Source organism: Tabrizicola fusiformis (assembly GCF_013328815.1).
Classification (GTDB): Bacteria; Pseudomonadota; Alphaproteobacteria; order Rhodobacterales; family Rhodobacteraceae; genus Fuscibacter.
This window is the reverse complement of the sequence record NZ_JABUHN010000001.1, coordinates 336,271-359,661: the sequence shown is the minus strand read 5'-3', so window position 1 is coordinate 359,661 and position 23,391 is coordinate 336,271. Positions and strand designations below refer to the sequence as shown.

Sequence of the window (23,391 nt, the reverse complement as noted above, 5' to 3'; positions counted from 1 at the left end):
AAAGCGTGGACAGCTTTGCTCTTGCCCGCCGTGCCATATCATTGCAGCCAGCAACGAGAATCGATGAGTCCCGAAAGCACCTGATCCCATGACAGAGACACCCCGCACCGGACATGAGGTCATTCAGGACTATCTGCGCACGCTGGACAGCTCGCCCGGCGTTTACCGGATGCTGAATGCGGCATCGGAAGTGCTGTATGTCGGCAAGGCACGCAATCTGAAGGCGCGGGTGTCGAACTATGCCCGCCCACAGGGCCATTCCGCCCGCATCGCCCGGATGATCTTCGAGACCGCCTCGATGATGTTCCTGACCACGCGGACCGAAACCGAGGCGCTGCTCTTGGAGCAGAACCTGATCAAGCAGCTCAAGCCGCGCTACAACGTGCTGCTGCGGGATGACAAGTCGTTCCCGAACATCCTGATCTCATCGGAGCATCCCTTTCCGCAGATCAAGAAGCATCGCGGAGCGAAGAAGGAGAAGGGCAAGTATTTCGGCCCCTTTGCCAGCGCGGGCGCGGTGACGCGGACGCTGAACCAGTTGCAGAAGGTGTTCCTGCTGCGCAACTGCTCGGATGCGATGTTTGAAAGCCGCACCCGGCCCTGTCTGCAATTCCAGATCAAACGCTGCGCCGCCCCCTGCGTCGGCCGGATCAGCGAAGAGGGCTATGGCGAGCTGGTCGCCGATGCCCAACGCTTCCTTGAGGGCAAATCGACCACCGTGCAATCCGATCTTGCCACGCAGATGCAGGCAGCCAGCGAAGCGATGGAGTTTGAACGCGCCGCCGCCCTGCGCGACCGGATCAAGGCGCTGACGGCGGTGCAATCGACCCAAGGCATCAACCCGCGCGGCGTGGCCGAGGCGGACGTGGTGGCGCTGCATCTGGACCACGGGCAGGCTTGCGTGCAGGTCTTCTTCATCCGGGCCAATCAAAGCTGGGGCAACCGCGATTTCTATCCCCGCACCGGGGCCGGAGCCGAGGAACCGGAAATCCTCGAAGCCTTCCTGACCCAGTTTTATGACGACAAGGAACCGCCCCGGCTGATCCTGCTGTCCCACCCCGTCGAAAACCCCGATCTGGTGACCGAGGCGCTTTCAGGGCTTGCGGGGCGCAAGGTGGAGCTTGCGGTTCCCCTGCGCGGCGAAAAGGCCGAACTGGTGGAAAATGCCGCCCGCAATGCCCGCGAGAGCCTTGCCCGCCGCATGGCCGAATCCAGCACCCAGAACAAGCTGCTGCAGGGTCTGGCCGAAGCGTTTGACCTTGATGCACCGCCGCGCCGGATCGAAGTCTATGACAACGCCCATATTCAGGGTTCGGATGCCGTGGGCGGCATGATCGTGGCCGGGCCGGAGGGGTTCCTGAAATCGCAGTATCGCAAGTTCAACATCCGGTCCGATGCCGGCAAGAACAGCGACGACTTCGGCATGATGCGCGAGGTGATGACCCGCCGCTTTGAACGCCTGCTGAAAGAAGATCCCGAGCGGAAATCCGATGCTTGGCCCGACCTGTTGCTGATCGACGGCGGCGCCGGGCAGGTTTCGGCGGTGGGTGGTATCCTGTCGGAGCTTGGGGTTGAGGATATTGCCATGGTCGGCGTGGCCAAGGGCATCGACCGCGACGCAGGCAAAGAGGAATTCCACCGCGAGGGGATGCCGCCCATGGCGCTGCAACGCAACGACCCGGTGCTGTATTTCGTGCAGCGCCTGCGCGATGAGGCGCACCGTTGGGCCAATGGCGCCCACCGCGCCAAGCGCGCCAAGGCGGTGGGCGTCACGCCCTTGGACGACATTCCCGGTGTCGGCGCCACCCGCAAACGCGCCCTGTTGGCCCATTTCGGCAGCGCCAAGGCGGTATCCCGCGCCGCCCTGCCGGACCTGATGGCGGTGCCCGGCATCTCGGCGGCGATGGCGGAAACCGTCTACAACTTCTTCAACGCGCGGGGCGAATGATAGTCAAAAACTATCAAACCACGGGAAATTGAAATTGATTTCCCTATCAAGCGGCGTATCCCTTGGCAAAGCTACCAGTCCGAGGCCGCCATATGCTTGATTCCGTCCAGACCACAGAGCGCGTCGGGGAAATTCTCCTCGCCCACAAGGGGATGGAGGGGGCTTTGCTGCCGATCCTTCATGCCATTCAGGAGGAATTCGGCCATGTGCCGCAAGAGGCGCTACCGATCATCGCGCGCGATCTGAACCTCAGCCGGGCCGAAGTGCATGGCGTGATGTCCTTCTACCACGATTTCCGCGAGGCGCCCGCCGGTCAGCATGTGCTGAAACTCTGCCGGGCCGAGGCGTGCAAGGCCGTGGGCGCCGATGCGCTGGCGACCCATGCCCGGGGCGCGCTGGGCATCGACTGGCACGAGACGACGAAGGACGGCAAGGTCACGCTGGAGCCGGTGTTCTGCCTTGGCCTTTGCGCCTGCGGCCCCGCCGCGCTGGTGGATGGCAAACTGGTGGGCCGCGTGGATGCCGCCAAGCTCGACCGTCTGGTGGGAGAGTTGAAATGAAAATCTACCTGCCCCTCGATTCCGCCGCCGTCGCCTTGGGCGCCGATGAGGTGGCCGAGGCCATTCTGGCCCATGGCCGCGCCCATGGCATCGACGTGACCCTTGTCCGCAACGGCAGCCGCGGCATGGTCTGGCTTGAGCCGCTGGCAGAGGTGGAAACCCCCGACGGTCGCATGGCCTTTGGCCCGATGACCGTTGAAGACGTGCCCGCCCTGTTCCGCGAACCGGCCCGCCATCCCAAGGCGCTGGGCCTGACCGAAGACCTGCAATGGATGCGGGCGCAAACCCGGCTGACCTTTGCCCGGGTCGGCGTAATTGATCCCCTGTCGCTGGCTGATTACCGGGCGCAAGGTGGTCTTGCGGGTCTGACCCGCGCTTTGGGCATGGAACCCGCCGCGATGGTTGCGGAAGTGATCGACTCCGGCCTGCGCGGCCGGGGCGGCGCGGGCTTCCCCACCGGGATCAAGTGGAAAACCGTGAGCGAGGCCAAGGCCGACCGTAAATACATCGTCTGCAACGCCGACGAAGGCGACAGCGCGACCTTCGCCGACCGGATGCTGATGGAGGGCGATCCCTTCACCCTGATCGAAGGCATGACGATTGCCGGCCTTGCCTGCGGCGCGACCAAGGGATTTGTGTATATCCGTTCGGAATACCCCGTCGCCATCCGCGTGATGCAGGAAGCCGTGGCCATTGCCCGCCGCGAAGGCGTTCTGGGCGCCACGGTTCTGGGCCGCGGCCCGGCCTTCGACATTGAAGTGCGCGTCGGCGCAGGCGCCTATGTCTGCGGCGAGGAAACCAGCCTGCTCAACAGCCTTGAGGGCAAGCGGGGCGTGGTCCGCGCCAAGCCGCCGCTGCCTGCGCTGGAAGGCTTCCTCGGCAAGCCAACCGTGGTGAACAACGTGATCTCGCTCGCCTCGATCCCGGTGATCTTTGAAAAAGGCGCGGCGTTCTACAAGGGTTTCGGCCTTGGCCGGTCGCGTGGAACCATCCCGCTGCAAATCGCCGGTAACGTCAAACACGGCGGGCTTTATGAGATTGCTTTCGGCCTGACCCTTGGCGAAATCGTCGAGGGCATCGGCGGCGGCACCGCTTCGGGCCGCCCGGTCAAGGCGGTGCAGGTCGGTGGCCCCTTGGGCGCCTATTTCCCCAAGGCGCTGTTCGACACCCCCTTCGGCTACGAAGAATTCGCCGGCAAGGATGGGCTGATCGGCCACGCCGGCCTGACGATCTTTGACGACAGCGCCGACATGCTGGAGATGGCACGCTTTGCGATGGAGTTCTGCGCCATCGAAAGCTGCGGCAAATGCACCCCCTGCCGGATCGGCGCGGTGCGCGGCGTGGAAACCGTCAACCGCATCGCCCGGGGCGACGCTTCGGCCATCCCGCTGCTGACCGACCTCTGCAACACCATGAAATCAGGCTCTCTTTGCGCGCTGGGGGGCTTTACCCCCTATCCCGTGATGTCCGCCCTGACCCATTTCCCCGACGACTTCTCGACCCAGAAGGAGGCCGCCGAATGAAAGACTTCATCATCCCCGACCGTGATTTCGGCACCCCGGCGGCGAAATCCAAACAAATGGTCACATTGAACATCGACGGCTTCGATGTAACGGTGCCTGAAGGCACCAGCATCATGCGGGCCGCGGCGGAAATAGGCATTTCGGTGCCGAAACTCTGCGCCACCGACAGCGTGGACGCTTTCGGTTCCTGCCGTCTGTGCCTTGTGGAAATCGAAGGCCGCAACGGCACCCCGGCAAGCTGCACCACCCCGGTTGCGCCCGGCCTCAAGGTTCACACCCAGAATTCGAAGCTCAAGCAACTGCGCCGCGGCGTGATGGAGCTTTACATCTCGGACCACCCGCTCGACTGCCTGACCTGCTCGGCCAACGGCGATTGCGAGTTGCAGGACATGGCGGGCGCCGTGGGCCTGCGCGATGTGCGCTATGAGGCGATCGAGACCCATTTCAAACCGAAGAACAATTCGGGTATCGCCAATCCGAACTACATCCCGCGCGACGACAGCAACCCGTATTTCAGCTATGATCCGCAGAAATGCATCGTCTGCAGCCGCTGCGTGCGCGCCTGCGAAGAGGTGCAGGGCACCTTTGCGCTGACCATCGAGGGCCGGGGCTTTGACAGCCGCGTGTCCTTCGGGATGAAATCGGACAATGCGCTGGCATCCGATTGCGTGTCCTGCGGCGCCTGCGTGCAGGCTTGCCCGACCGCCACGCTGCAAGAGAAATCGGTGATCGAGATCGGCACGCCCGAGCGTTCGGTCATCACCACCTGCGCCTATTGCGGCGTCGGTTGCAGCTTCAAGGCGGAAATGCGCGGCGACGAGTTGGTACGCATGGTGCCCTACAAGCATGGCAAGGCGAACCGTGGCCATAGCTGCGTCAAGGGCCGCTTTGCCTATGGCTATGCCTCCCACAAGGACCGCATCCTGAACCCGATGATCCGCGACAGCATCAACGACCCCTGGCAGGAAGTGTCCTGGGCCGAGGCGATGGAATTTGCCGCGAACCGGATGAAGGGCATCATCGCCAAGCACGGGCGGCATTCGGTGGGGGTCATCACCTCATCCCGCTGCACCAACGAAGAGACCTATCTGGTTCAGAAGCTCACGCGCGGCGTGTTCATGAACAACAACACGGATACCTGCGCGCGGGTCTGCCACTCGCCCACCGGCTATGGTCTTGGCCAGACCTTCGGCACCAGCGCTGGGACGCAGGACTTTGATTCCGTTGAAGAAACTGATGTTGTTATCGTCATCGGGGCCAACCCGACCGATGGCCACCCGGTTTTTGCCAGCCGCCTGAAGAAGCGTCTGCGCAAGGGGGCCAAGCTGATCGTGGTTGATCCGCGCCGCACCGATATGGTGGACAGCCCCCATATCCGCGCCGCCCATCACCTTGCCCTGACCCCCGGCACCAACGTGGCCGTCGTCACCGCGCTGGCGCATGTGATCGTGACCGAGGGCCTCTTCAACGAAGCCTTCATCCGTGAGCGTTGCGACTGGGACGAGTTCCAGGACTATGCCGAATCCGTCAGCCAGCCGCAGCATTCGCCCGAAGCGGTGCAGATGCTGACCGGCGTCAAGGCGGAAGAGGTTCGCGCGGCGGCCCGGCTTTACGCCATGGGCGGCAATGGCGCGATCTATTACGGGCTGGGCGTGACCGAGCATTCGCAAGGCTCGACCACCGTGATCGGCATTGCCAACCTTGCCATGCTGACCGGCAACATCGGCCGGCCGGGCGTGGGCGTGAACCCGCTGCGCGGCCAGAACAACGTGCAGGGCTCCTGCGACATGGGGTCGTTCCCCCACGAACTGCCCGGCTATCGCCATGTGAAGAACGACAATGTGCGTGAGATTTTCGAAAGCCTCTGGGGCGTGAAGATCGACAACGAACCGGGCCTGCGCATTCCCAACATGCTGGATGCGGCGGTGGAGGGCACCTTCAAGGGCCTTTACTGCCAGGGCGAAGACATCCTGCAATCCGACCCGGATACCAAGCATGTCTCGGCGGGCCTCGCGGCGATGGATTGCGTGATCGTTCACGACCTCTTCCTGAACGAAACCGCGAACTACGCCCATGTGTTCTTCCCCGGCTCGACCTTCCTTGAAAAGGAAGGCACCTTCACCAATGCCGAACGCCGGATCAACCGCGTGCGCAAGGTGATGGCGCCGCGCAATGGCTATGCCGATTGGGAAGTGACCCAGATGTTCGCCCAAGCCATGGGGGCCAACTGGGCCTATACCCATCCCAGCCAGATCATGGATGAAATCGCCCTGACCACGCCGTCTTTCGCGGGCGTCAACTATGCGATGCTGGAAGAAAAAGGCTCGGTCCAATGGCCCTGCAACGAGAAGGTGCCGGATGGCACGCCGCTGATGCACGTCGAAGGCTTCGTGCGCGGCAAGGGCAAGTTCATCAACACCGAATACGTGGCGACCGATGAGCGGACCGGCCCGCGCTTCCCGCTGTTGCTGACCACGGGGCGGATTCTGTCGCAGTACAACGTCGGCGCCCAGACCCGGCGGACCGAGAATGTCGTCTGGCATGATCAGGACGTGCTGGAGATCCACCCGCACGACGCCGATAACCGCGGCATCAAGGACGGGGCCTTCGTGCGGCTGGCCTCGCGCTCTGGCGAGACGACGCTGCGGGCCAAGGTCTCGGACCGGGTGAATCCGGGGGTGGTCTATACGACCTTCCACCACCCGGATACGCAGGCCAATGTGATTACGACCGATTATTCGGATTGGGCCACCAACTGCCCCGAATACAAGGTCACCGCGGTTCAGGTCAGCCCGTCGAACGGCCCGTCCGAGTGGCAGGAGGAGTATTCTGCCATGGCCAGCCGTTCGCGCCGTATCGCGGCGGCGGAATGAACACCCACCGCCCCTTGCCGCGGCTTGTCTTCGGGCAAAGCCGCGCCTCGGGCAGCTTGCGTGAGCTGCCCGAAGAGGTGGCGGTGGCCCTGACCTACAACGGATCGACCCGGGCGGTGATGATGGCGAGCCCTGCCGATCTGATTGATTTCGCCTATGGTTTCTCGATCACCGAGGGGATTGCTGCCCCGGAAGAGATCGAGTCGGTCGAGGTTGCCGAAACACCGCTGGGCATCGACCTGCAAATCTGGCTTGCCCCCGAAGCAGAGGCGCGTGAAACCACCCGCCGCCGCAACATGGCCGGGCCGGTGGGCTGTGGCCTTTGCGGCATCGACAGTCTGGAACAGGCGCTGCGAAGGCCGCAGCCCATTTCAGAACAACAGTTCACAATGACGCCGCAGCAGATCATGTCGGCGATGGCCGAGCTGGTCGCGCATCAGCCGCTGCATGACCTGACCCGCGCCGCCCATGCGGCTGCCCTCTGGTCGCCCGAAGGTATCCTTGCTGCGCGTGAGGATGTCGGTCGTCACAATGCGCTGGACAAGCTGATCGGCGCCGTCCGTGGCCTGCCGCGCAGCGCCGTCGTGCTGACCTGCCGCACCTCGATCGACATGGTGCAAAAGGCGGCGGCGGCGGATTTTCCGGTGATCATTGCCGCCTCGGCCCCCACCGCCGCCGCCGTGCGGATGGCTGATCAGGCGGGCATCACGCTTGTCGCCCTCGCCCGCCCGGACGGGTTCGAGGTATTCACCCACCCCCACCGCATCGCACCACAGGAGGCCGCCCATGTCGCATGACGGACCGCATGCCAAGCTGATCTATATGGCCAACCAGATTGCCAAGTTCATGGAATCGAAACCCCATGCCGAAGGTGTGGCCGGATTATCTTCACATATCAACGACTTCTGGGAGCCCCGGATGCGCCGCCACCTGTTCGAGGTGCTGGATGCAGGCGGTCAGGGCCTGCGCCCGCTGGTGCTTGACGCGGCCCCGTCGATCCGCCGCCCTGCCGAGGCGGCCTGACCCTCAGCGGATTTTTCGCGCCAAGGCCATGTAGGTGAAGGTTCCGGTCAGAAACCCGATGGCCGCCAGCAGGGCGGCCACGGTCATTTGGTGGCTGTCGGCCGAATTCGCAGAAAGCGCGAGATAGCCGAAGGACCAGAAGCCCGCCCAACTGACCACGCAAACCAATGCGATAACTTTGTTCACCCGAAGCTCCTCCCAAAACCTGCGTGCTGCGGCAAGTTAGCGCAGATCCTTGGGAAGTCCTGCAAATTCGTCTCTGCGGCGCGGCAATTTCACGCTGCGATTGCGACAAACGCCGCCACAAATCCCCCCGCCTGCACCAACCTCCCCTGCAACTGCGCGCCTTTGGCAAAGGGGGGAACCGCCCGGGTGAAATGGGCGGTGAATTGCGCCCCGCGCCAGTCCAGCCGCAGGGTGTGAAAGTCGAACAGCATGCGGCTGAGGGGATATTGCGCCTTGTAGGCCGCTTCCTTGGCGACAAAACTGCGCAGCGCCTGCAGGCCGTCGCCTTCCTCGTCCGGGCCAAGGATCAGCGGCCAAAGCCCGGCCTCCAGCGGCACAAGCGGCTCGGCGTCCAGCCCCAGCCCGTGCCAATCGGCCGCCTGCCCGGCCAAGGCAAGGCAGGCCCCGGCGCAATGGGTGATGGTTCCGGTCACCCCCCCGGGCCAGACCGGCGCACGGTCGGCCCCCATCGGGATCGGCAGGGGGGGCAGGCCCAGCGCCGCCATCGCCGCCCGCGCTGCCGAACGCCCCGCAGCAAACTCAACCCGGCGGGCGGGCACCACCGGGCCGGGATCTTCCAGCGGCAGGTCGCCCGCCACCGGCAGGCCCAGCGCCGCCCCCGGGGGCAGCACCGCCCGCAGCGCGGTGGCGAGGTCAGGCATCCACCCCGGTCCGCCGGTTGCGCATCGCCAGCCGCCGCGCCATCGCATCCGCCCGCGCGTCGGCACGGTCTTCGGCCCGGCTTTCGGCGACAAGCGCCGGTTTCGGCGCATCGTCCAGATGCCGCGCCAGTGCGCCCAAGGTGGGGAAGCGGAAGATGTCGGTGATCGACAGTTTCGTCAGCCCCAACTGGTCACGAATCTCACGGTGGGCCTGCACCGCCAACAGGCTATGCCCGCCCAGCGCAAAGAAATTGTCGCGCGCACCGATCTTTGGCACCCCCAGCACCCGCTGCCAGATCGCGGCCAGTTGCGCCTCGATCCCGGTTTCGGGGGCGACGAAAGCCTCGGTCACAGGGGCGGCGGTGGGGGCGGGCAGCGCCTTGCGGTCCACCTTGCGGTTGGGGGTCAAGGGCATCACGTCCAGCCGCACGAAATGCGCGGGCACCATGTGTTCCGGCAACACCGCCGCCAGTGCGGGCCGCAACGCCGCCTCGCCCGCCTGCCCCACCAGATAGGCCACCAGCCGCAAATCGCCCGGCTGATCCTCACGCGCCATGACCACGGCCTGCGAAACACCCGGCTGCGCCTCAAGCACCGCTTCGATCTCACCCAGTTCGATCCGGTAGCCGCGCAGTTTCACCTGATGATCGGCACGGCCAAGGAAATCGAGCTTGCCATCGCCCCGCCAGCGCACAAGGTCGCCGGTCCGATACATCCGCGCACCCCAGAGGCAGGCGCGGTCCGCCGTCACAAAGGGATCAGCCTTGAAACGTTCCGCCGTCAGATCGGGCCGCTGCCAGTAACCGCGCGTCACACCGTCGCCGCCGATCCACAACTCCCCCGCCACGCCGGGCGGCACCGGGGCGCCGCCTTCGTCCAGCACATACATCTGCTGATTGATCAGCGGCCGGCCGATGTTTTGCACCGCCTCGGCTTCGCCCACCTCTTCGACCGAAGACCAGATGGTGGTTTCGGTCGGTCCATACATGTTCAGGATGCGCGCCTTCGATGCCCGCCGCAGGTCGCCCACCAAGGCACCGGGCAGCGCCTCGCCCCCCAGCATCACGGTTCTCACCCCGGTCAGCGCACCACGCGCCTCGTCATTCAGGGCAATCATCCGCGCCATGGAGGGCGTGCATTGCAGATGCGTCACGCCATGGCGCAGGATCTGCGCCGCGATCGAGAAATCGTCTTCCTCAACCGCACCGCCCGCATTGCTGCGCTTGACGACTTCGGCCAGCGGATAAAGCCCCTCCATCACCTTTTCCGGCGCGATGCCATAGTCGATCAGGCAAGCCACCTCGCCCACCCCGATCCGCTTCAACTGCTCGACCCGGGCAATGGCGTCTTCGACCGTGCCAAACAGGCCCGAGTCTTCAAAATAACGGTGGAAGGCGAAATCGAGGATCGCTGCGTTTTCCTCATCCGAGAGGGTGCGCAGGTCAATGTCCATCGGGTTGGTGACGCCCGCCGGTTTCTTGAAGGCCGGGAAGGCCCAGGCATATTGCTTGACCAGCCCCACCGCGGCGGCAAGGTAGGCTTTCATCGGCCCTTCGGCCACGCGGCGCACCTGCTCGCGGTCGCGGCCGACATAGGTGTGCAGCATCAGCGTCACGGTGAAATCGGCCGGGTCATGGCCCGCCTTGCGCAGTGCTGTGTGATAGAGGGCGATCTTGCCCGCCACCTCGTCAATCGACTGGCCCAGAAGGTGGGTCAGCACATTCGCCCCCATCTCGCCCGCCTCGCGCCAGGTGTCAGGGTTGCCCGCCGTTGTCACCCAGAGCGGCAGTTCCTTTGACACCGGGCGCGGTTGGGTCTTGACCGTGAACAGGCTGCCATCGGCCTTGGGGAAATCGACCCCCTCACCCCGCCAAAGCCGCCGCACCTGATCGGCGGCGGCATACATCGCCGCCTTGTTCTTCGGCGGGGTATTTTCGGGCCGCAGCACGAAATCCTCAGGCTGCCAGCCAGAAGCAATGGCAAGGCCCGCGCGGCCGTTGGTCAGGTTGTCGATCACCGCCCATTCCTCGGCGATCCGCGCCGGATGGTGCAGCGGCACCACGCAAGAGCCTGCGCGCACAGCAATATTCTTCGTCACCGCTGCCACGGCAGCCCCCGTCACCGAGGGGTTCGGATAGGGGCCGCCAAAGGCATGGAAATGCCGCTCGGGCGTCCAGACGGCGCAGAAGCCGTGGCTGTCGGCGAATTTCGCGCCCTCCAGCAGCAGCTCGTATTTCTTCGGCCCCGCCCCGTCGTCATTGCCCCAGTAATAGATCGAGAAATCCATCTTCTGCGCGCTTGCGATCCGCCCCGAAGACACCAGCGCCCGGTTTTCATCCGACGAGATCACCACTTTGAAGCCGCGCGCCAGCGTCCAGAACAGCTCCAGCACCGAAATGTCGAAAGACAGCGAGGTGACCGCCAGCCAGACCCCGCCATCGGCGCCAATCCGGTCGTCCATCCCGGTGAAGAAATTGACCACATTGCGATGCTCGACCATCACCCCCTTGGGCCGCCCGGTGCTGCCGGAAGTATAGATCATATAGGCCAGATCGGCAGGGCTGACCCCACTTTCGGGGTTCGTCGCCGGGGCCAGCGCCATGCGGCCATCGGTATCCAGTTCCAGCACCTGCGCCCCGTGCGGGGGCAGCGGAATGCCCGATTGCGTCACCACCACCGGACAGGCCGAATCCTCAAGATACAGCGCGATGCGGTCCGCCGGATAGGCCGGGTCCATCGGCACATAGGCCCCCCCCGCCTTGAGGATCGCCAGCGCCCCGACCAAGAGGTCAAGACTGCGCCGCGTGCAAAGCCCGACCAGCGTGCCCGGTCCCGCACCCATACCGCGCAGCACATGCGCCGCCCGGTTGGCACGCGCATTCAGCGCGGCATAGGTCAGGCTGTCGCCCTCACAGACCAGCGCGACGGCATCGGGGGTTTTGGCCGCCTGCGCCTCAAACGCCGTATGCACGCAAAGATCGGGGAAACGCGGGCCAAGGGTGGCGTTCCACTCTTGCAGCACCAGCCGCTCTTCCGCCGCACTCAGCACCGAAACGCTGCCCAGCGCCGCATCGGCGGGCGCGGCCTGCAGGGCCGTCAGCGCATGGGCGATCCGCCCGGCGAGACGGGCGGCCTCCTCTGCACTCAGCCGCGCGGCGTCGAAATGCAAAGCACCGGGGGTCAGGGTCACCACCGCGCCGGGCAGCGGCCCGGCATCGCAAAGCGCCAGTTGCGGCGGCACCAGCCCGGCCAGCGCCGCATCCCGCGTCATCAGGTCAAGCGCAAAGGCAGGCGTGGCGCGCCCCGCTGCCAGAGCGGCCTCTGCCGCCGCAAAGCCCGCGCCGACCGTGCCATCCGTATTCAGCGTCACCGGCACCCAGTCCGACAGATAGCCGGGCAAGCCAGCCCCGCCGGCATAGGCCAGCGTAGGGTTTTCCAGCCCCAGCGCCCGCGTCGCAGCCAGTGCCAGCGCCGCCAGATCGCCCGCAAGGGGCAGCGCCTGCCAACCCGGTTCGCCAGCGGCACCAGCCCCCGGAACCGCCGCCGGGGCCATGGATTTCAACGCCTTGCGCAGCGCCGCCTCACCACCGACAACCGCCGCCAGCGCCGCGGTCAACCGCGCCACCTCATCTGCCGTCAGCAGCGGCAGCGCGGTTTCGGTCACGGTCGCCGCATCTACCACGCCACCCTTGATCTGGCAGGTCAGCCGGTTCAACCGCACCGCCCCGGTGCCGCAAGCCACCACCAGCCCCTCGGCCCCGGCGGACAGAACCTGCCCCGGCGCCCCGGCACCCGCTGCCACTTCGGCGGCGCCGACATTCAGCACACGCGCCCCGGTGTCGATCTTGGCCGTCGCCAAGGGGTTCCAATAGCGGCCATGGTCCAGCGCCCGGACCATCCGCGCCACGTCATCCGCAGGCCGCGCAAAATCCAGCCGCCCCATCGCCGCAGGCCGGTCGCTGCGCAGATGCAGGCTGCGGCGCGACAGGTCTTGCGGCACGGGCCGCAACCCGCCCTCAAGCTGCGCCAGCAGCGCCGGAAAGCTCTCCATCGCCGCTTCAAAACAGCGGGTGTTCAGCGTCAGCGCGGTTTCATTCGGCGCGATGTCAAAGCTGCGCGCCTCAAGCACGTCGCCCTCATCCACCCCGCCCGCGATCAGGTGCCAGGCGATGCCATGCCGCGCCTCACCCGCCAAAAGCGCCCAGACCGGCGCATTCAGCCCAGCATGGGCGGGCAGCGGCCCGTCGTGAAAGTTCACCGCACCCCGCGACGCCAGCCCCAACACCGCCTCCGGGATCACCGACAGATTGGCCACCGACAACAGCCAGTCCACCGAAAGCCCGTCCAGCGCCGCCCAATCGCCGGGGTTCACCACCCGCAGACCGGCGCCCGCCGCCCACTTGCGCACCTCACCATGGCGGCTGACCACCGCCGCAATCCGGTGGCCCCGCGCCAAAAGTGCGGCCCCGCATTGGTGGGTCAGGGTTTCATTGCCGATCAGCAGGGCGGAAAACACGGTCATCTCATACTCCTCCCGCCGGGTCGGCGGGGCTTGGCTTCACTTCAGCCGCCTTGCGCGCAAAAAGCGGCCTGATCAGGGCGCGGGCGTGATGTGCGGCCATATCACGCAGATAATGCGGCGGATCGAGCCTGTCCCTGCGCTGGAGCAAGGCGCGCAGCCGCCAGATCGCCCCGCCGGACAGCGCCGCCAATGTCGCCGCCACCGCATAGCCCACCCCATGATTCTTCACAAAGTAATGCCAGCGCGAATCCAGCCAGAAACCCGGAATCCGGCCCCAAGTCTTCATCCCGGTCGAGGCCGAGCCGATATGCGCCACCTCTGACGCCCACACATAATCAGTGGGCCACCCCGCCAGCGCGGCCCGGCGGCACAGGTCTGTCTCCTCGAAATAGAGGAAGAACGTCTCGTCAAATAGCCCGATCCGGTCCAGCACCGCTTGCCGCATCATCAGGCTGGCCCCCGCCAGCCAATCGACCCGCGCGGTCCCCTGCGGGATCGGCTGCGCCACGATCCAGCGGTTCAGCGCACGGCTGATCGGCCCGAACCGCGCCTGCGCCTCGAACTCACCCGGGATCGAGGGGAAGCGAAAGGCGGTGTGATGCGGCGCACCATCCGGCCCATGGATATAACTGCCGGCAAAGCCGGTGGCGGGCGTCGCCTCAAGATGCTCCAGCAGCCGGCGGATCGCCATGGCGTCGGGGAAGGCATCGGAGTTCAGCAGGTAGACGTAATCGGGCCGCGAGCCATCCGGCATTCCGGCCCTGATGCCGAAATTATTGCCCGCGCCAAAACCGCCGTTATGCCCCGATTGCAGCACCCGCACCGCCTGCGGCCCCTTGTCCCAGCCGCGCGCAGCCACCTCGCGCGTCAGGGTCTCGAAACTGCCATCGCCGGAATCGTTGTCAACGATCACCAGCGCCCCGTCGATGCCCTGCAACGCGCGCAGCGCGGCCTCGGCCGATTGCAGCGTCATCCCGGCGCTGCGCCAGTTCAGGATCACCGTAAGAAGCCGCGCCATGCTATTCCGCCGCCGCCGACACCGGGCGGAAGGGCACCACGCGGCCCGGCCCCCCCTCGGCCTCGGCCAAGGCGGCGCGCAGGCGGGCGGCAAGGGTGCGCACATTCGGCTCAAGCACCATCGAATCGTGATCGCCGGGCACTTCCACCACATCAAGCGCCGGGGCAAAGCGGGTCAGGTCATTGTCGTTGAACACATATTCCTTGGCCGCAGAAACCCAGCGTCCGCCCGTCACCTGCCATTTGCGGTCCAGCGGCGGGCGGTAAAGCACCGTCGCCCCGCTCCGCACCGGCAGGTCATAACCGGCAATCGCCTGCCGGAAGGCCGCCTCGATCGCGGCATTGTGGAATTGCGCCGGGGCGGCGGCGGGGGCCGAACGGTCGCGCATCTCCCATTCCCAGCGCGCCCGCGCCCATTCGGCCAGATAAACCGGCCCCTTGGCGCGCAGTTCGGCCAGCTTGATCAGCGCCTTGTCGGCACGGCTGATCGCCGGTCGCATCGGCAGCGGCGTATCCAGCAGCACCAAGAGCGACACGGTTTCCCCCGCCGCCTCCAACTGCCGCGCCATTTCCCATGCCGTCAGCCCGCCGCCCGAGAAGCCGCCCAAAAGGTAAGGCCCCTGCGGCCGCACCTGCCGCAACTCGGCGATATAGGCGGCGGCGGCTTCGGGGATGCTGTCATGCGGCGTATCCTCGCCCAACAGCCCCTTGGCCTGCAATCCGTAGAAGGGCCGGTCGGCGCCCAGAAGCTGCGCCAGATGCCGCAGGTTCAACACGTTGCCGAACATCCCCGCCACAAGGAAGAACGGCGATTTCTGCCCGCCCTCGCCCTCATGCATCGGCACCAGATGGGTAAAGCGGCGGCGCGGGGCCGCGGCCTGTGCCGTTGGCGCATCCGCCTCGCCCACCTCGTCGGCGATCAGCCGGGCACAGGCGGCAATCGTCGGCGCCTCGAACAGCACCGAAATCGGGAAATCGACGCGGAAGGTCTTCTTGACCATCGCGAACAGCCGCACCGCAATCAGGCTATGGCCGCCAAGGTCAAAGAAACTGTCCTCTACCCCCACGCGGCCAACGCCCAGCAGCTCTTGCCAGAAGCCGACCAGCGTCCGCTCGATATCATTGCGCGGTTCGACATAGGCGGTGTCCAGATCGGGGCGTTCAAAGCTCTGGCCCTCGCTGCGGGTGGCCTCTGCCTCGGCGGTCTGGCGGATCAGCGCGGGCAGGTCCAGCGAGGAAACGATGATCTGGCTTTGCCCGGCAGCCACGGCGCGGGCAAAGGCGGCAGCCCCCTCTTCGGGGCGGATGCCTTGGGCAAAGGCCGCCATCAGCCGCTCTTCCGCGGGCGAAAGCGGACGGGCAGCGCCGCCGCCGTCAAACTGCATCTCGCGCGCTTCGGGGCGCGGGAAAGCCAGCCCACCTTCAAGCCGCCGGATGGTAAATCCCTCAATCTCCACGCAAACCTCACCCTCAGGCGTGGCAAGGGTCACATCGAAGCGCGCCGTTGCGCGGCTTGCCCGGTTGTCGGCGGCGTTGCGCACATGGCTGACGATATCGGCCGGCAGCGGGCGCAGCACACGGATGCTGTCATAGCCCACCGGCACCCAGAGGTGATCGGGCGCATAGCCCGCGATCAGTTCCATCGCCCAGCCCGTCGCCAGATCCATCAGTGCGGGATGCAAGAGCCAGCCCTGCTCGGGCTCGGCCCGGAAGGGCAAGGGCAGCACCAGCCGCGCCAGCCCCTCCCCCTCCGCGACGCTGCGCGAGCGCAACACGCGCCAGCGCGGACCGAAGGCAAGGTGATGCTCTTGTGGGCTGACCAACCCTTCGCCAAACTCCGGCGCAGGCAGACGGGCAGCGATGGCACCCGGATCAATCCGCCGCGGCGCCTCGGCCAAGATGCGCAGCGCGGCTGTCGCGTGCAGAACCCAGCCCAGCCGCCCCTGATGCATCAGACCAGAGCGGAGTTCGAACCCATACCCTTCATCGCTGCGGGTCAGGGTGGCGCGGATCGGGCGGGCCTCGCCTTCGGCCACATCCAGCGGGCGGAAGAAGGTCAGGTCATTGATTTCAAACGGTCCCACCTCACCATTGGCGCGCAGCGCCTCGGCGGCAATCTCCAGATAGCCCGTGCCGGGGATCAGCGCCTGCCCCGCTTTGGTGCGGTGGCCGTCCAGCACCCAGCGGTCCATGGCATAGGTCGCGGTGAACATCCGGTTGCCAGCGGCATCGAAACTCGCCTCGTCCAGCATCGGCGCCGCCAGCGGCACCCGCGGCGGAACCGGCCGCTCTCCGGTGCGGTCGGCCAGCGCCTCGGCCGCCATGCCGACCCCGGTCCAGATGCCCCAGTTCAGCGCGACAACCCGCGTTGCCCCCCCGGCGCGCGATTTCGAATAAGCGTTCAGGAATTCATTCGCCGCCACATAATCGACCTGCCCCGCAGGCCCGGTCACGGTCGAGGTCGAGGAGAACAACACCATCAGCGCCACAGAGCCATCCGGGAACAGCCGGTCCAGAACCAAGGTGCCATGCAGTTTCGGCGCGAAAACCTCTTCGACCTGCGCCGGGGTCTTGGTCATCAGCGGGCCATCGTTGACCACGCCCGCCGCGTGGATCACCGCATGAACCTTGCCGAACCGCGCCTCGCCCAGCGCGACAGCGCCGCGCATATCCTCAAGATTGCAGACATCGGCGGGCGCGACCAGAACCTGACCGCCAATCGCCTCAAGCCGTTGCAGCGCCAGAATGCGGCGGCTGATCGGATCGGCAGGATCATGCGCCACCAGCCAGCGCGGCCAGAGCGACCGCTCCGGCAACCCGCGCCGGGCGATCAGGGTGATCTGCGCGCCGAAACGGCGGATCAGATCTTCGGCCACCGTCAGGCCGATGCCGCCAAAGCCGCCGGTGATCAGCACATGCGCGCCCTGCGGCAGGGTGAAATCGCCTTCGGGCAGCGGCGCGGGCCGCAACTCCTGCACATAGCGGCGCGCACCACGCAGCGCGGCCAGCGCCGGGCGCGGCTCTTGCAGCAGCTCTTCCAGAACACGGTCGGTCAGTTCCGCCAGATCGGCCTGCCCCCGGCGCGGCAACGCGGGCAGCGTCAGGTCCAGCGCCGAAACCGTCACCCCCGGCAATTCGCGGCCAATCACCCGGGCCGGCCCCAGAAGGGTTGCCTTTTCGGGATGGGCCAGCCCCTCGCCCCGCAATTGCGCGGCGCCGGTGGTGAAGACGCCGATGTGGATGGGGCGCGGCAGGTTTTCCTCGGCCAGCGCCTGTGCGAGGAACATCAGCGCGTAAAAGCCCTGCTCAAGATTGCGGTGCAAGAAGCTGGAACCGGGGCGGTGGGTTTCCCCCCGCGTCACCAGCCAGAAATGCGCGATGCGGTTGGGCGCATGGCCGTGGCGCACCAGATCGGCAACCAACTGGTCATAGCCTTCGCGGCCCCGCTCGGGCGCCAGAACATAGCCGTCCCCATCGCGGCCAAAGGCATCGCCCGCGCGCACGGTCTGCACGCTATGGCCCGCCGCCCGCAACCGTTTGACGGTCGCGGCACCAAGGCCGCAATCGTCAAGGAAGACGAGCCAGCTTTGCGCCGCCGCCTCATCCAGTTCGGCAATGTCGAAACCGGCAGACTCGGGGCGCCAGTGCGGCTTCCAGCCCCAGTTGGCCATATCTTCAATCCGGGTGACCGGGGCCGCCTCTTCGGCAGCCGCCTGACCGGGAGCGATGAAATAGGGTTTGCGCTGGAAGGCGTAGGTCGGCAGCGGCACGCGGTTGCGCCGCGCCCCGGCCCAGATCGGCTCCCAGTCCACCGCCACGCCACAGGCCCAAAGCCGCGCAATGGTGCCGATATGCCAGGCATCATCGGCCATCGCCTGTTCGGGGTGACGCAGCGCCTGCACCACCTGCGCCGCAGGCACCCCATTGGCCTGCGCCAGCGAGGACAGCGCCCGCCCCGGCCCCATCTCCATGAACACGCGCGGTTCATCCATCAGCGCCGCCATGCCACGCTGGAAATCCACCGTGTTGCGCAGGTGCTGCACCCAGTATTCCGGGTCCATCGCCTCTGCCGCCGTCAGGGCCCCCCCGCTGCGGTTCGAGATGATCGGCAGACGCGGCGCGTTCAGCCGGATGCGGCGCAGATAATCGCCAAAGCGGCCAAGGATCGGTTCCAGCATCCGGCTGTGCGCCGCGATGTCGATGGCAATGCGTTGGGTTTCAACCCCATCGGCCAGAAGCGTTTCCGCCAGCGTTTTCAACGCGGCGTCCGGGCCGGAGACCACGCACAACCCCGGCGCGTTGACCGAAGCCATGTCCAGATCGCCCGTCAGGCGCGGCCGCAGGTCGGCCTCGGCCATGGGCACCGACAGCATTCCGCCCGGTGCAATCGTGTCAAAGAGCTGCCCGCGCAACAGGACCAGCCCGATGCAATCCTCAAAGCTCATCACTCCGGCAAGGGCCGCGGCGGTGTTTTCACCCATCGAATGGCCGATCAGCGCCGAAGGCACCACCCCCCAGCTTTCATAAAGCTTGGCCAGCGCATATTCGGTGATCATGATCAGCGGCAGTTGCACGGAAGGCCGTTTCAGCGCGGCATTCGCCGCCGCCTCGTCGCCAGCTTTTGGCAGCCAAAGCGCGCGGATGTCATAATCCAGCTTCGGTTGCAGCACCGACAGGCCTTTGTCCATCCAGTCGGCAAAGACCGGCTCGGTCTCATACAGATCGCGCGCCATGCCCGCATATTGCGCGCCGCCGCCGGGGAACATGAAGACCACCTCGGGCGCGTCCAGCCGGTCATGGTTGAACACCCGGCGCGTGTCGCCGCCCTCCAAGAGCCGCGCCGCCTCTTCATGGCTTTCGGCCACGATGACCCGGCGCTTCTCGAACGCCCGGCGCCCCTCTTTCAGCGTATAGGCCACATCGGCCAGCTTCTGCTCGGGATGCGCCCGCAGATGGACGGCCAGCCGCGCCGCCTGCCCGTCCAGCGCCGCCTTCGAGCGGGCCGAGATCACCAGCGGCTGGAAGGGCCAGATGCTGTCTTCGGAAGCCGCGCGCACCGGCGCCTCTTCCAGCACCACATGCGCATTGGTGCCGCCGACGCCCAACGAATTGACCCCCGCCCGCAACACCGGCGCCTGCCAGTCGGTCAGCCGGTCATTCACCCGGAACGGGCTGGTTTCAAAATCAATCGCCGGATTCGGCGCCTCATAGCCCAGGCTGGGCGGCAATTGCCGATGATGCAGCGACAGCGCCACCTTGATCAGGCTGGCCACCCCCGCCGCGGTATCCAGATGGCCGATGTTGGTCTTGACCGAACCGATCCGGCAGGTGCCCACCGCATCGGTGCCTTCACGGAACGCCTGCGTCAGCGCCGCCACCTCGATCGGGTCGCCCAGATAGGTGCCGGTGCCGTGGCATTCGACATAGCTGACGCTGGCGGCATCCACCGCCGCCACGGCCTGTGCCTCTGCGATGCAGCGCGCCTGCCCGTCAACCGACGGCGCGAGATAGCCCGCCTTGGCCGCCCCGTCGTTGTTGATGGCCGAACCTTTGATGATCGCCCAGATATGGTCGCCGTCGCGGATCGCATCCTTGGCCCGCCGCAGCACGACACAGCCCGCGCCCGAGCCAAAGACCGTGCCTTCGGCGCGGTGATCAAAGGCATGGCAATGACCGTCGGGCGACAGGATTTCGCCCTCGGTGAACAGATAGCCCCGGGCATGGGGCAATTCGATGGTCACCCCACCCGCCAGCGCCATGTCGCATTCGCCGTTCAACAGCGCCTGAGCGGCGAAATGCACCGCGACAAGCGAGGTGGAGCAAGCCGTCTGCACGTTGATCGACGGGCCCTTGAGGTCAAAGATATGGCTGACCCGGGTGGACAGGAAATCCTTGTCATTGCCGGTATGGCGAAGCAGGAACATCCCCGTCTGATCCACCAGATCGCGGTTGGAGCAGAGGTTGAAGTAGAAATAGCTGCCCATGCCGCAGCCGGCATAGACGCCGATGGCCCCCGGAAAGCCTTCGGGCGGGTGGCCGGCATTCTCCAGCGCCTCCCACGCCACCTCAAGGAACTGGCGATGCTGCGGGTCAAGGATGGCCGCCTCTTTAGGGGAAAAGCCAAAGAACTCGGCATCGAAGGTCTCGAAACCGTCCAGCACGGCAGCGGCGGGCACATAATTGGGCTTGCGCAGCCGCGCCGGGCTTTCCCCTGCCGCCAGCAGCTCTGCCTCGGTCAGGTGGCGGATCGATTCCACCCCCGCCGAAAGGTTCTGCCAATAGCTCCCGATGTCCGGCGCACCGGGCAGATGCGCCGCCATGCCCACCACCGCAATATCGGTGTCGCCAATGGTCGAGAACTCAACAGAACCAGTCATGCCACATATCCCCTAGGCCCCGACTCTGACAGAGGGGACGCAATCCCCTTCAATTTAACGCATTTTCACCGGCAAACCTACCCGCCGCCCGGCGACGGGTGGATAGTGCGACTTCAGGGGACAATGCCTGATGAATGCCACAATTTCGCCGCCTTTCCCCGGCGATTGCGGCAGCCCCGTTCGCACAGGCTGCCGTTCTGCCGGGAAAACCTGCGCGACTTGGCGGTTTGGCGCAACAATCGGCAGGGCTCAGATCACTGTCTTGCTGATCCGCCCGCCATGCAGCCCCGCCCGCCACTGTTCAACCCCGCGGGCCTTGCGCAGGGCGCGCAGCCGCTCGGCCTCACCCAAAAGCGCACCGACCAGCAGCCAGGTCAGCGGCACCTGCGTTGCATTGGGCAGGAAATCCAGCATCGAAGCCGCAAGGATCAGCGCCATCCCCGCCGTCAGCGGTGACAGGTCGGCCTTGCGCCCGATCAGCGCCTCGCGCCCCAAGAGCCAGAGCGGCAACGCCGTCAGCCCGAAATCGGCCAGATAACCGATCCAGCCGTAAATCCCCAGCAGGATGATCCATGCCCCGTCGGCGATGTTCAGCGTTTCACCCGTGACCGGATCATGGGTGAAGTTGCGGTTGAACCCGCCCCAGCCGAACACCGGCCGCTGTTCGGCCCGGGCCAGCAGGATCTCTTCATTGTCGATACGGAAGAACAGCGACTGCCCCCGCTCGGGCGAGATCGAGGTGGCGACATCGACGATCTGGTCCAGCGGCACCACATGCAGCCCGCGCAACAGCGGATAGACCACCACGATCCCCGCCACCAAAGCCGCCACAATGATCTGCACCCGCGCCCCCGCGACCAGCAGCAAGGGCACGAAGAACAGCGCATAGGCAAGCACCCCGGCGCTTTTGCACACCAAAAGCATCAGCCCCAGAAAGCCGACGATGATCAGCGCCTTGGGCCGCGCCTCGGCCCGGGCCGCACGAAACAGGATCACCGACGACATCAGGCACATCAGCGTGAAGAAGGCCACCCACAGCCCATGCGGCAGGAAAACCACCGGGCGATAGCCGCCATAGCGGATGGTCTGGAAGAAGTCGTGCTGGAAGAACCCGTAAATCCAGATGTTCAACTGAGGTGAGACCTGCACCTCCACCAGCATCGGCACCGCATAGGCCAGTCCACCCAGCACCAGCGCCCGCGCCAGCGCCTGCATCCCTTCGGGGCTGCCCAGAAACTGGCGGCCAAGGAACATCGGCATCAGCCAGATCATCTGGTTCGCCACCGCCGAGAAGCTGTCATACAGCTTCATCCCGTCGATCTGCCCCTCTTTGAACAGGATCGGGTCGGTATTGGTCAGCACCGTGCCGAACGGGCCCAGAACATAAGCCGCCATCAAAAGCCGCCCCAGCCAGTTCTGCGGCAGAAACTCCAGCCGCCGATGCACCACCAGCACCACGCAGACCGCCGACATCAGGCTGGGGATCGAATATTTGTCCATGTCGGGAACCGCCGGCAGGTCAAATCGCGCCACCGGCGGCAGCACCAGATACCCCGCAAGGATGGCCCAGATCAGCGCCTGCCCCGGCGGCAGCTTGCGGTAAAGCTGCCATGTGACAACCGGCCAGATCGCAAGCATAAGATAGGCAAGGGCATTTGGCACGGGCGGAATTTCCTCGCGGCAGGTCAGGCCGTTCTAGCACGGCCCCGTCAGCCGGTCACCCGGTCACAGGACATCTCACAGGACACGGGCCATCAGCGGCAGCCGCCGCAGCAGGGCCGTCGCGGCCCAAGACATGGCAAAGCACAGGACGGCGGCAAGGAACAGGTTCACCCCGGCCCCCATGAACTTGTAGACCACCAGCATGAAGAACGGATGCAGCAGATAGATGCCAAAGGCCACCTGCCCCAGATGCGGCAGGATGCGCCCGCGGATCGGCAGGCGCCAGAACAGCTCGAACGCCACAAGCGACCCCATCAGTGTCCAGGCCCAGGGCATGCTGCCCGAATACCAGACCGCAAAGCCCGTCATCGCCGCCACGGCCAGCGCCGGCATCCATGCCTTGCCCATCGGATGGGCAATGCCCAGAAGCAGCCCCAGCGCATAAAGCGGCAGCGCGAACACCCATTGCGGCAACGGCAGCGGCAACCAGCCCTGCACATGCAGCACCAGAAGCGGCACCGACAGAACCGCGACGCCGACACAGGCCAGCGCCATGGCCTCCGGCCCCCGGATCAGCCGCACAGCAGGCGCGACCAGCACCATCGCCAGCGCCACGAAGGGCAGGAACCACAGATGGATGGTGGACCCGTAAAGCAGTGTCCATGGATCACTCAACGGCACGAAACGGTCGGGATTGTGCGAAAACACCAGATCGACCAGCCGGTAGAAAGCCGACCAGACCAGCCAGGGCAGGATCAGCCGCCGCGCCCGTGGCACAAAGGCATAGCTGCCGCCCGCGCGCTGCGCCGATTGCACCGCCAGAAAGGCCGTAAGGATCAGGAACAGCCCCAGCGCCAGATGCCCCACCCAATCATTGATCGAGGCATAGGCATGGGCGACCACCACCCCGAACGCCGCGACAAAGCGGGCAAGGTCGATCGACGAACGATGGGCGACGGCGGCTTTCATCCGCCTACCGCTACGGCAGCAAGGCCGCTG

The 23,391-nt window shown here is 65.9% G+C and carries 13 protein-coding genes; 6 read left to right on the top strand and 7 right to left on the bottom strand.

The annotated features are described in order from the left end of the window. Positions 1-88 precede the first annotated feature (88 nt). The 6 genes from uvrC (at position 89) to HS053_RS01665 (ending at position 7,927) form a co-directional block, all read left to right on the top strand. On the top strand, positions 89-1,948 hold the full coding sequence (gene uvrC / locus HS053_RS01690) for an excinuclease ABC subunit UvrC (protein WP_174209448.1): 1,860 nt from the start codon (positions 89-91) through the stop codon (positions 1,946-1,948). Between the two features lie 92 nt (positions 1,949-2,040). Then, a complete protein-coding gene (locus HS053_RS01685) occupies positions 2,041-2,508 on the top strand; it encodes a formate dehydrogenase subunit gamma (RefSeq protein WP_174209447.1) in 468 nt (155 codons plus the stop codon). Further along, entirely contained in the window at positions 2,505-4,031 is a 1,527-nt protein-coding gene (locus HS053_RS01680) for a formate dehydrogenase beta subunit (RefSeq protein ID WP_174209446.1), read from the top strand. Before HS053_RS01685 ends, HS053_RS01680 begins: the two co-directional genes overlap by 4 nt. Next, positions 4,028-6,904, top strand: coding sequence for a formate dehydrogenase subunit alpha (fdhF, locus tag HS053_RS01675; protein WP_174209445.1), 2,877 nt, complete (start codon positions 4,028-4,030; stop codon positions 6,902-6,904). The genes HS053_RS01680 and fdhF overlap by 4 nt, the downstream gene beginning before the upstream one ends. After that, positions 6,901-7,701, top strand: a complete 801-nt coding sequence (gene fdhD, locus HS053_RS01670) for a formate dehydrogenase accessory sulfurtransferase FdhD (RefSeq protein WP_174209444.1) — start codon at positions 6,901-6,903, stop codon at positions 7,699-7,701. Before fdhF ends, fdhD begins: the two co-directional genes overlap by 4 nt. Beyond that, on the top strand, positions 7,691-7,927 hold the full coding sequence (locus HS053_RS01665; RefSeq protein WP_174209443.1) for a formate dehydrogenase subunit delta: 237 nt from the start codon (positions 7,691-7,693) through the stop codon (positions 7,925-7,927). Before fdhD ends, HS053_RS01665 begins: the two co-directional genes overlap by 11 nt. Before the next feature lie 3 nt (positions 7,928-7,930). On the opposite strand, the gene HS053_RS01660 is transcribed toward HS053_RS01665, so the two are convergent. The 7 genes from HS053_RS01660 to HS053_RS01630 form a co-directional block, all read right to left on the bottom strand. Continuing rightward, a complete protein-coding gene (locus HS053_RS01660; protein ID WP_174209442.1) occupies positions 7,931-8,113 on the bottom strand; it encodes a hypothetical protein in 183 nt (60 codons plus the stop codon). An 89-nt stretch (positions 8,114-8,202) separates the two neighbouring features. Continuing rightward, entirely contained in the window at positions 8,203-8,814 is a 612-nt protein-coding gene (locus HS053_RS01655) for a 4'-phosphopantetheinyl transferase family protein (RefSeq protein ID WP_174209441.1), read from the bottom strand. Then, positions 8,807-13,336 carry a MupA/Atu3671 family FMN-dependent luciferase-like monooxygenase gene (locus HS053_RS01650; protein ID WP_174209440.1) on the bottom strand — a complete coding sequence of 1,510 codons (4,530 nt, stop codon included), beginning with the start codon at positions 13,334-13,336 and terminating at the stop codon, positions 8,807-8,809. Before HS053_RS01650 ends, HS053_RS01655 begins: the two co-directional genes overlap by 8 nt. Position 13,337: 1 nt before the next feature. After that, positions 13,338-14,354: a glycosyltransferase gene (locus HS053_RS01645; RefSeq protein WP_174209439.1), complete on the bottom strand. Its 1,017-nt coding sequence runs from the start codon at positions 14,352-14,354 to the stop codon at positions 13,338-13,340. A gap of 1 nt (position 14,355) precedes the next feature. Beyond that, a complete protein-coding gene (locus HS053_RS01640) occupies positions 14,356-20,730 on the bottom strand; it encodes a type I polyketide synthase (RefSeq protein ID WP_174209438.1) in 6,375 nt (2,124 codons plus the stop codon). A 249-nt stretch (positions 20,731-20,979) separates the two neighbouring features. Beyond that, positions 20,980-22,368 (bottom strand): hypothetical protein, encoded by a 1,389-nt coding sequence (locus HS053_RS01635; protein WP_174209437.1) that lies wholly within the window; start codon positions 22,366-22,368, stop codon positions 20,980-20,982. Between the two features lie 99 nt (positions 22,369-22,467). Next, on the bottom strand, positions 22,468-23,361 hold the full coding sequence (locus HS053_RS01630; protein ID WP_174209436.1) for an acyltransferase family protein: 894 nt from the start codon (positions 23,359-23,361) through the stop codon (positions 22,468-22,470). Between the last annotated feature and the right edge of the window lie 30 nt (positions 23,362-23,391).

Bases quoted from the DNA above. Each gene is read 5' to 3' on its own strand.
- uvrC (WP_174209448.1), top strand. From the start codon at position 89: ATGACAGAGACACCCCGCACCGGACATGAGGTCATTCAGGACTATCTG.
- HS053_RS01685 (WP_174209447.1), top strand. From the start codon at position 2,041: ATGCTTGATTCCGTCCAGACCACAGAGCGCGTCGGGGAAATTCTCCTC.
- HS053_RS01680 (WP_174209446.1), top strand. From the start codon at position 2,505: ATGAAAATCTACCTGCCCCTCGATTCCGCCGCCGTCGCCTTGGGCGCC.
- fdhF (WP_174209445.1), top strand. From the start codon at position 4,028: ATGAAAGACTTCATCATCCCCGACCGTGATTTCGGCACCCCGGCGGCG.
- fdhD (WP_174209444.1), top strand. From the start codon at position 6,901: ATGAACACCCACCGCCCCTTGCCGCGGCTTGTCTTCGGGCAAAGCCGC.
- HS053_RS01665 (WP_174209443.1), top strand. From the start codon at position 7,691: ATGTCGCATGACGGACCGCATGCCAAGCTGATCTATATGGCCAACCAG.
- HS053_RS01655 (WP_174209441.1), bottom strand. From the start codon at position 8,814: ATGCCTGACCTCGCCACCGCGCTGCGGGCGGTGCTGCCCCCGGGGGCG.
- HS053_RS01650 (WP_174209440.1), bottom strand. From the start codon at position 13,336: ATGACCGTGTTTTCCGCCCTGCTGATCGGCAATGAAACCCTGACCCAC.
- HS053_RS01645 (WP_174209439.1), bottom strand. From the start codon at position 14,354: ATGGCGCGGCTTCTTACGGTGATCCTGAACTGGCGCAGCGCCGGGATG.
- HS053_RS01640 (WP_174209438.1), bottom strand. From the start codon at position 20,730: ATGACTGGTTCTGTTGAGTTCTCGACCATTGGCGACACCGATATTGCG.
- HS053_RS01635 (WP_174209437.1), bottom strand. From the start codon at position 22,368: ATGCTTGCGATCTGGCCGGTTGTCACATGGCAGCTTTACCGCAAGCTG.
- HS053_RS01630 (WP_174209436.1), bottom strand. From the start codon at position 23,361: ATGAAAGCCGCCGTCGCCCATCGTTCGTCGATCGACCTTGCCCGCTTT.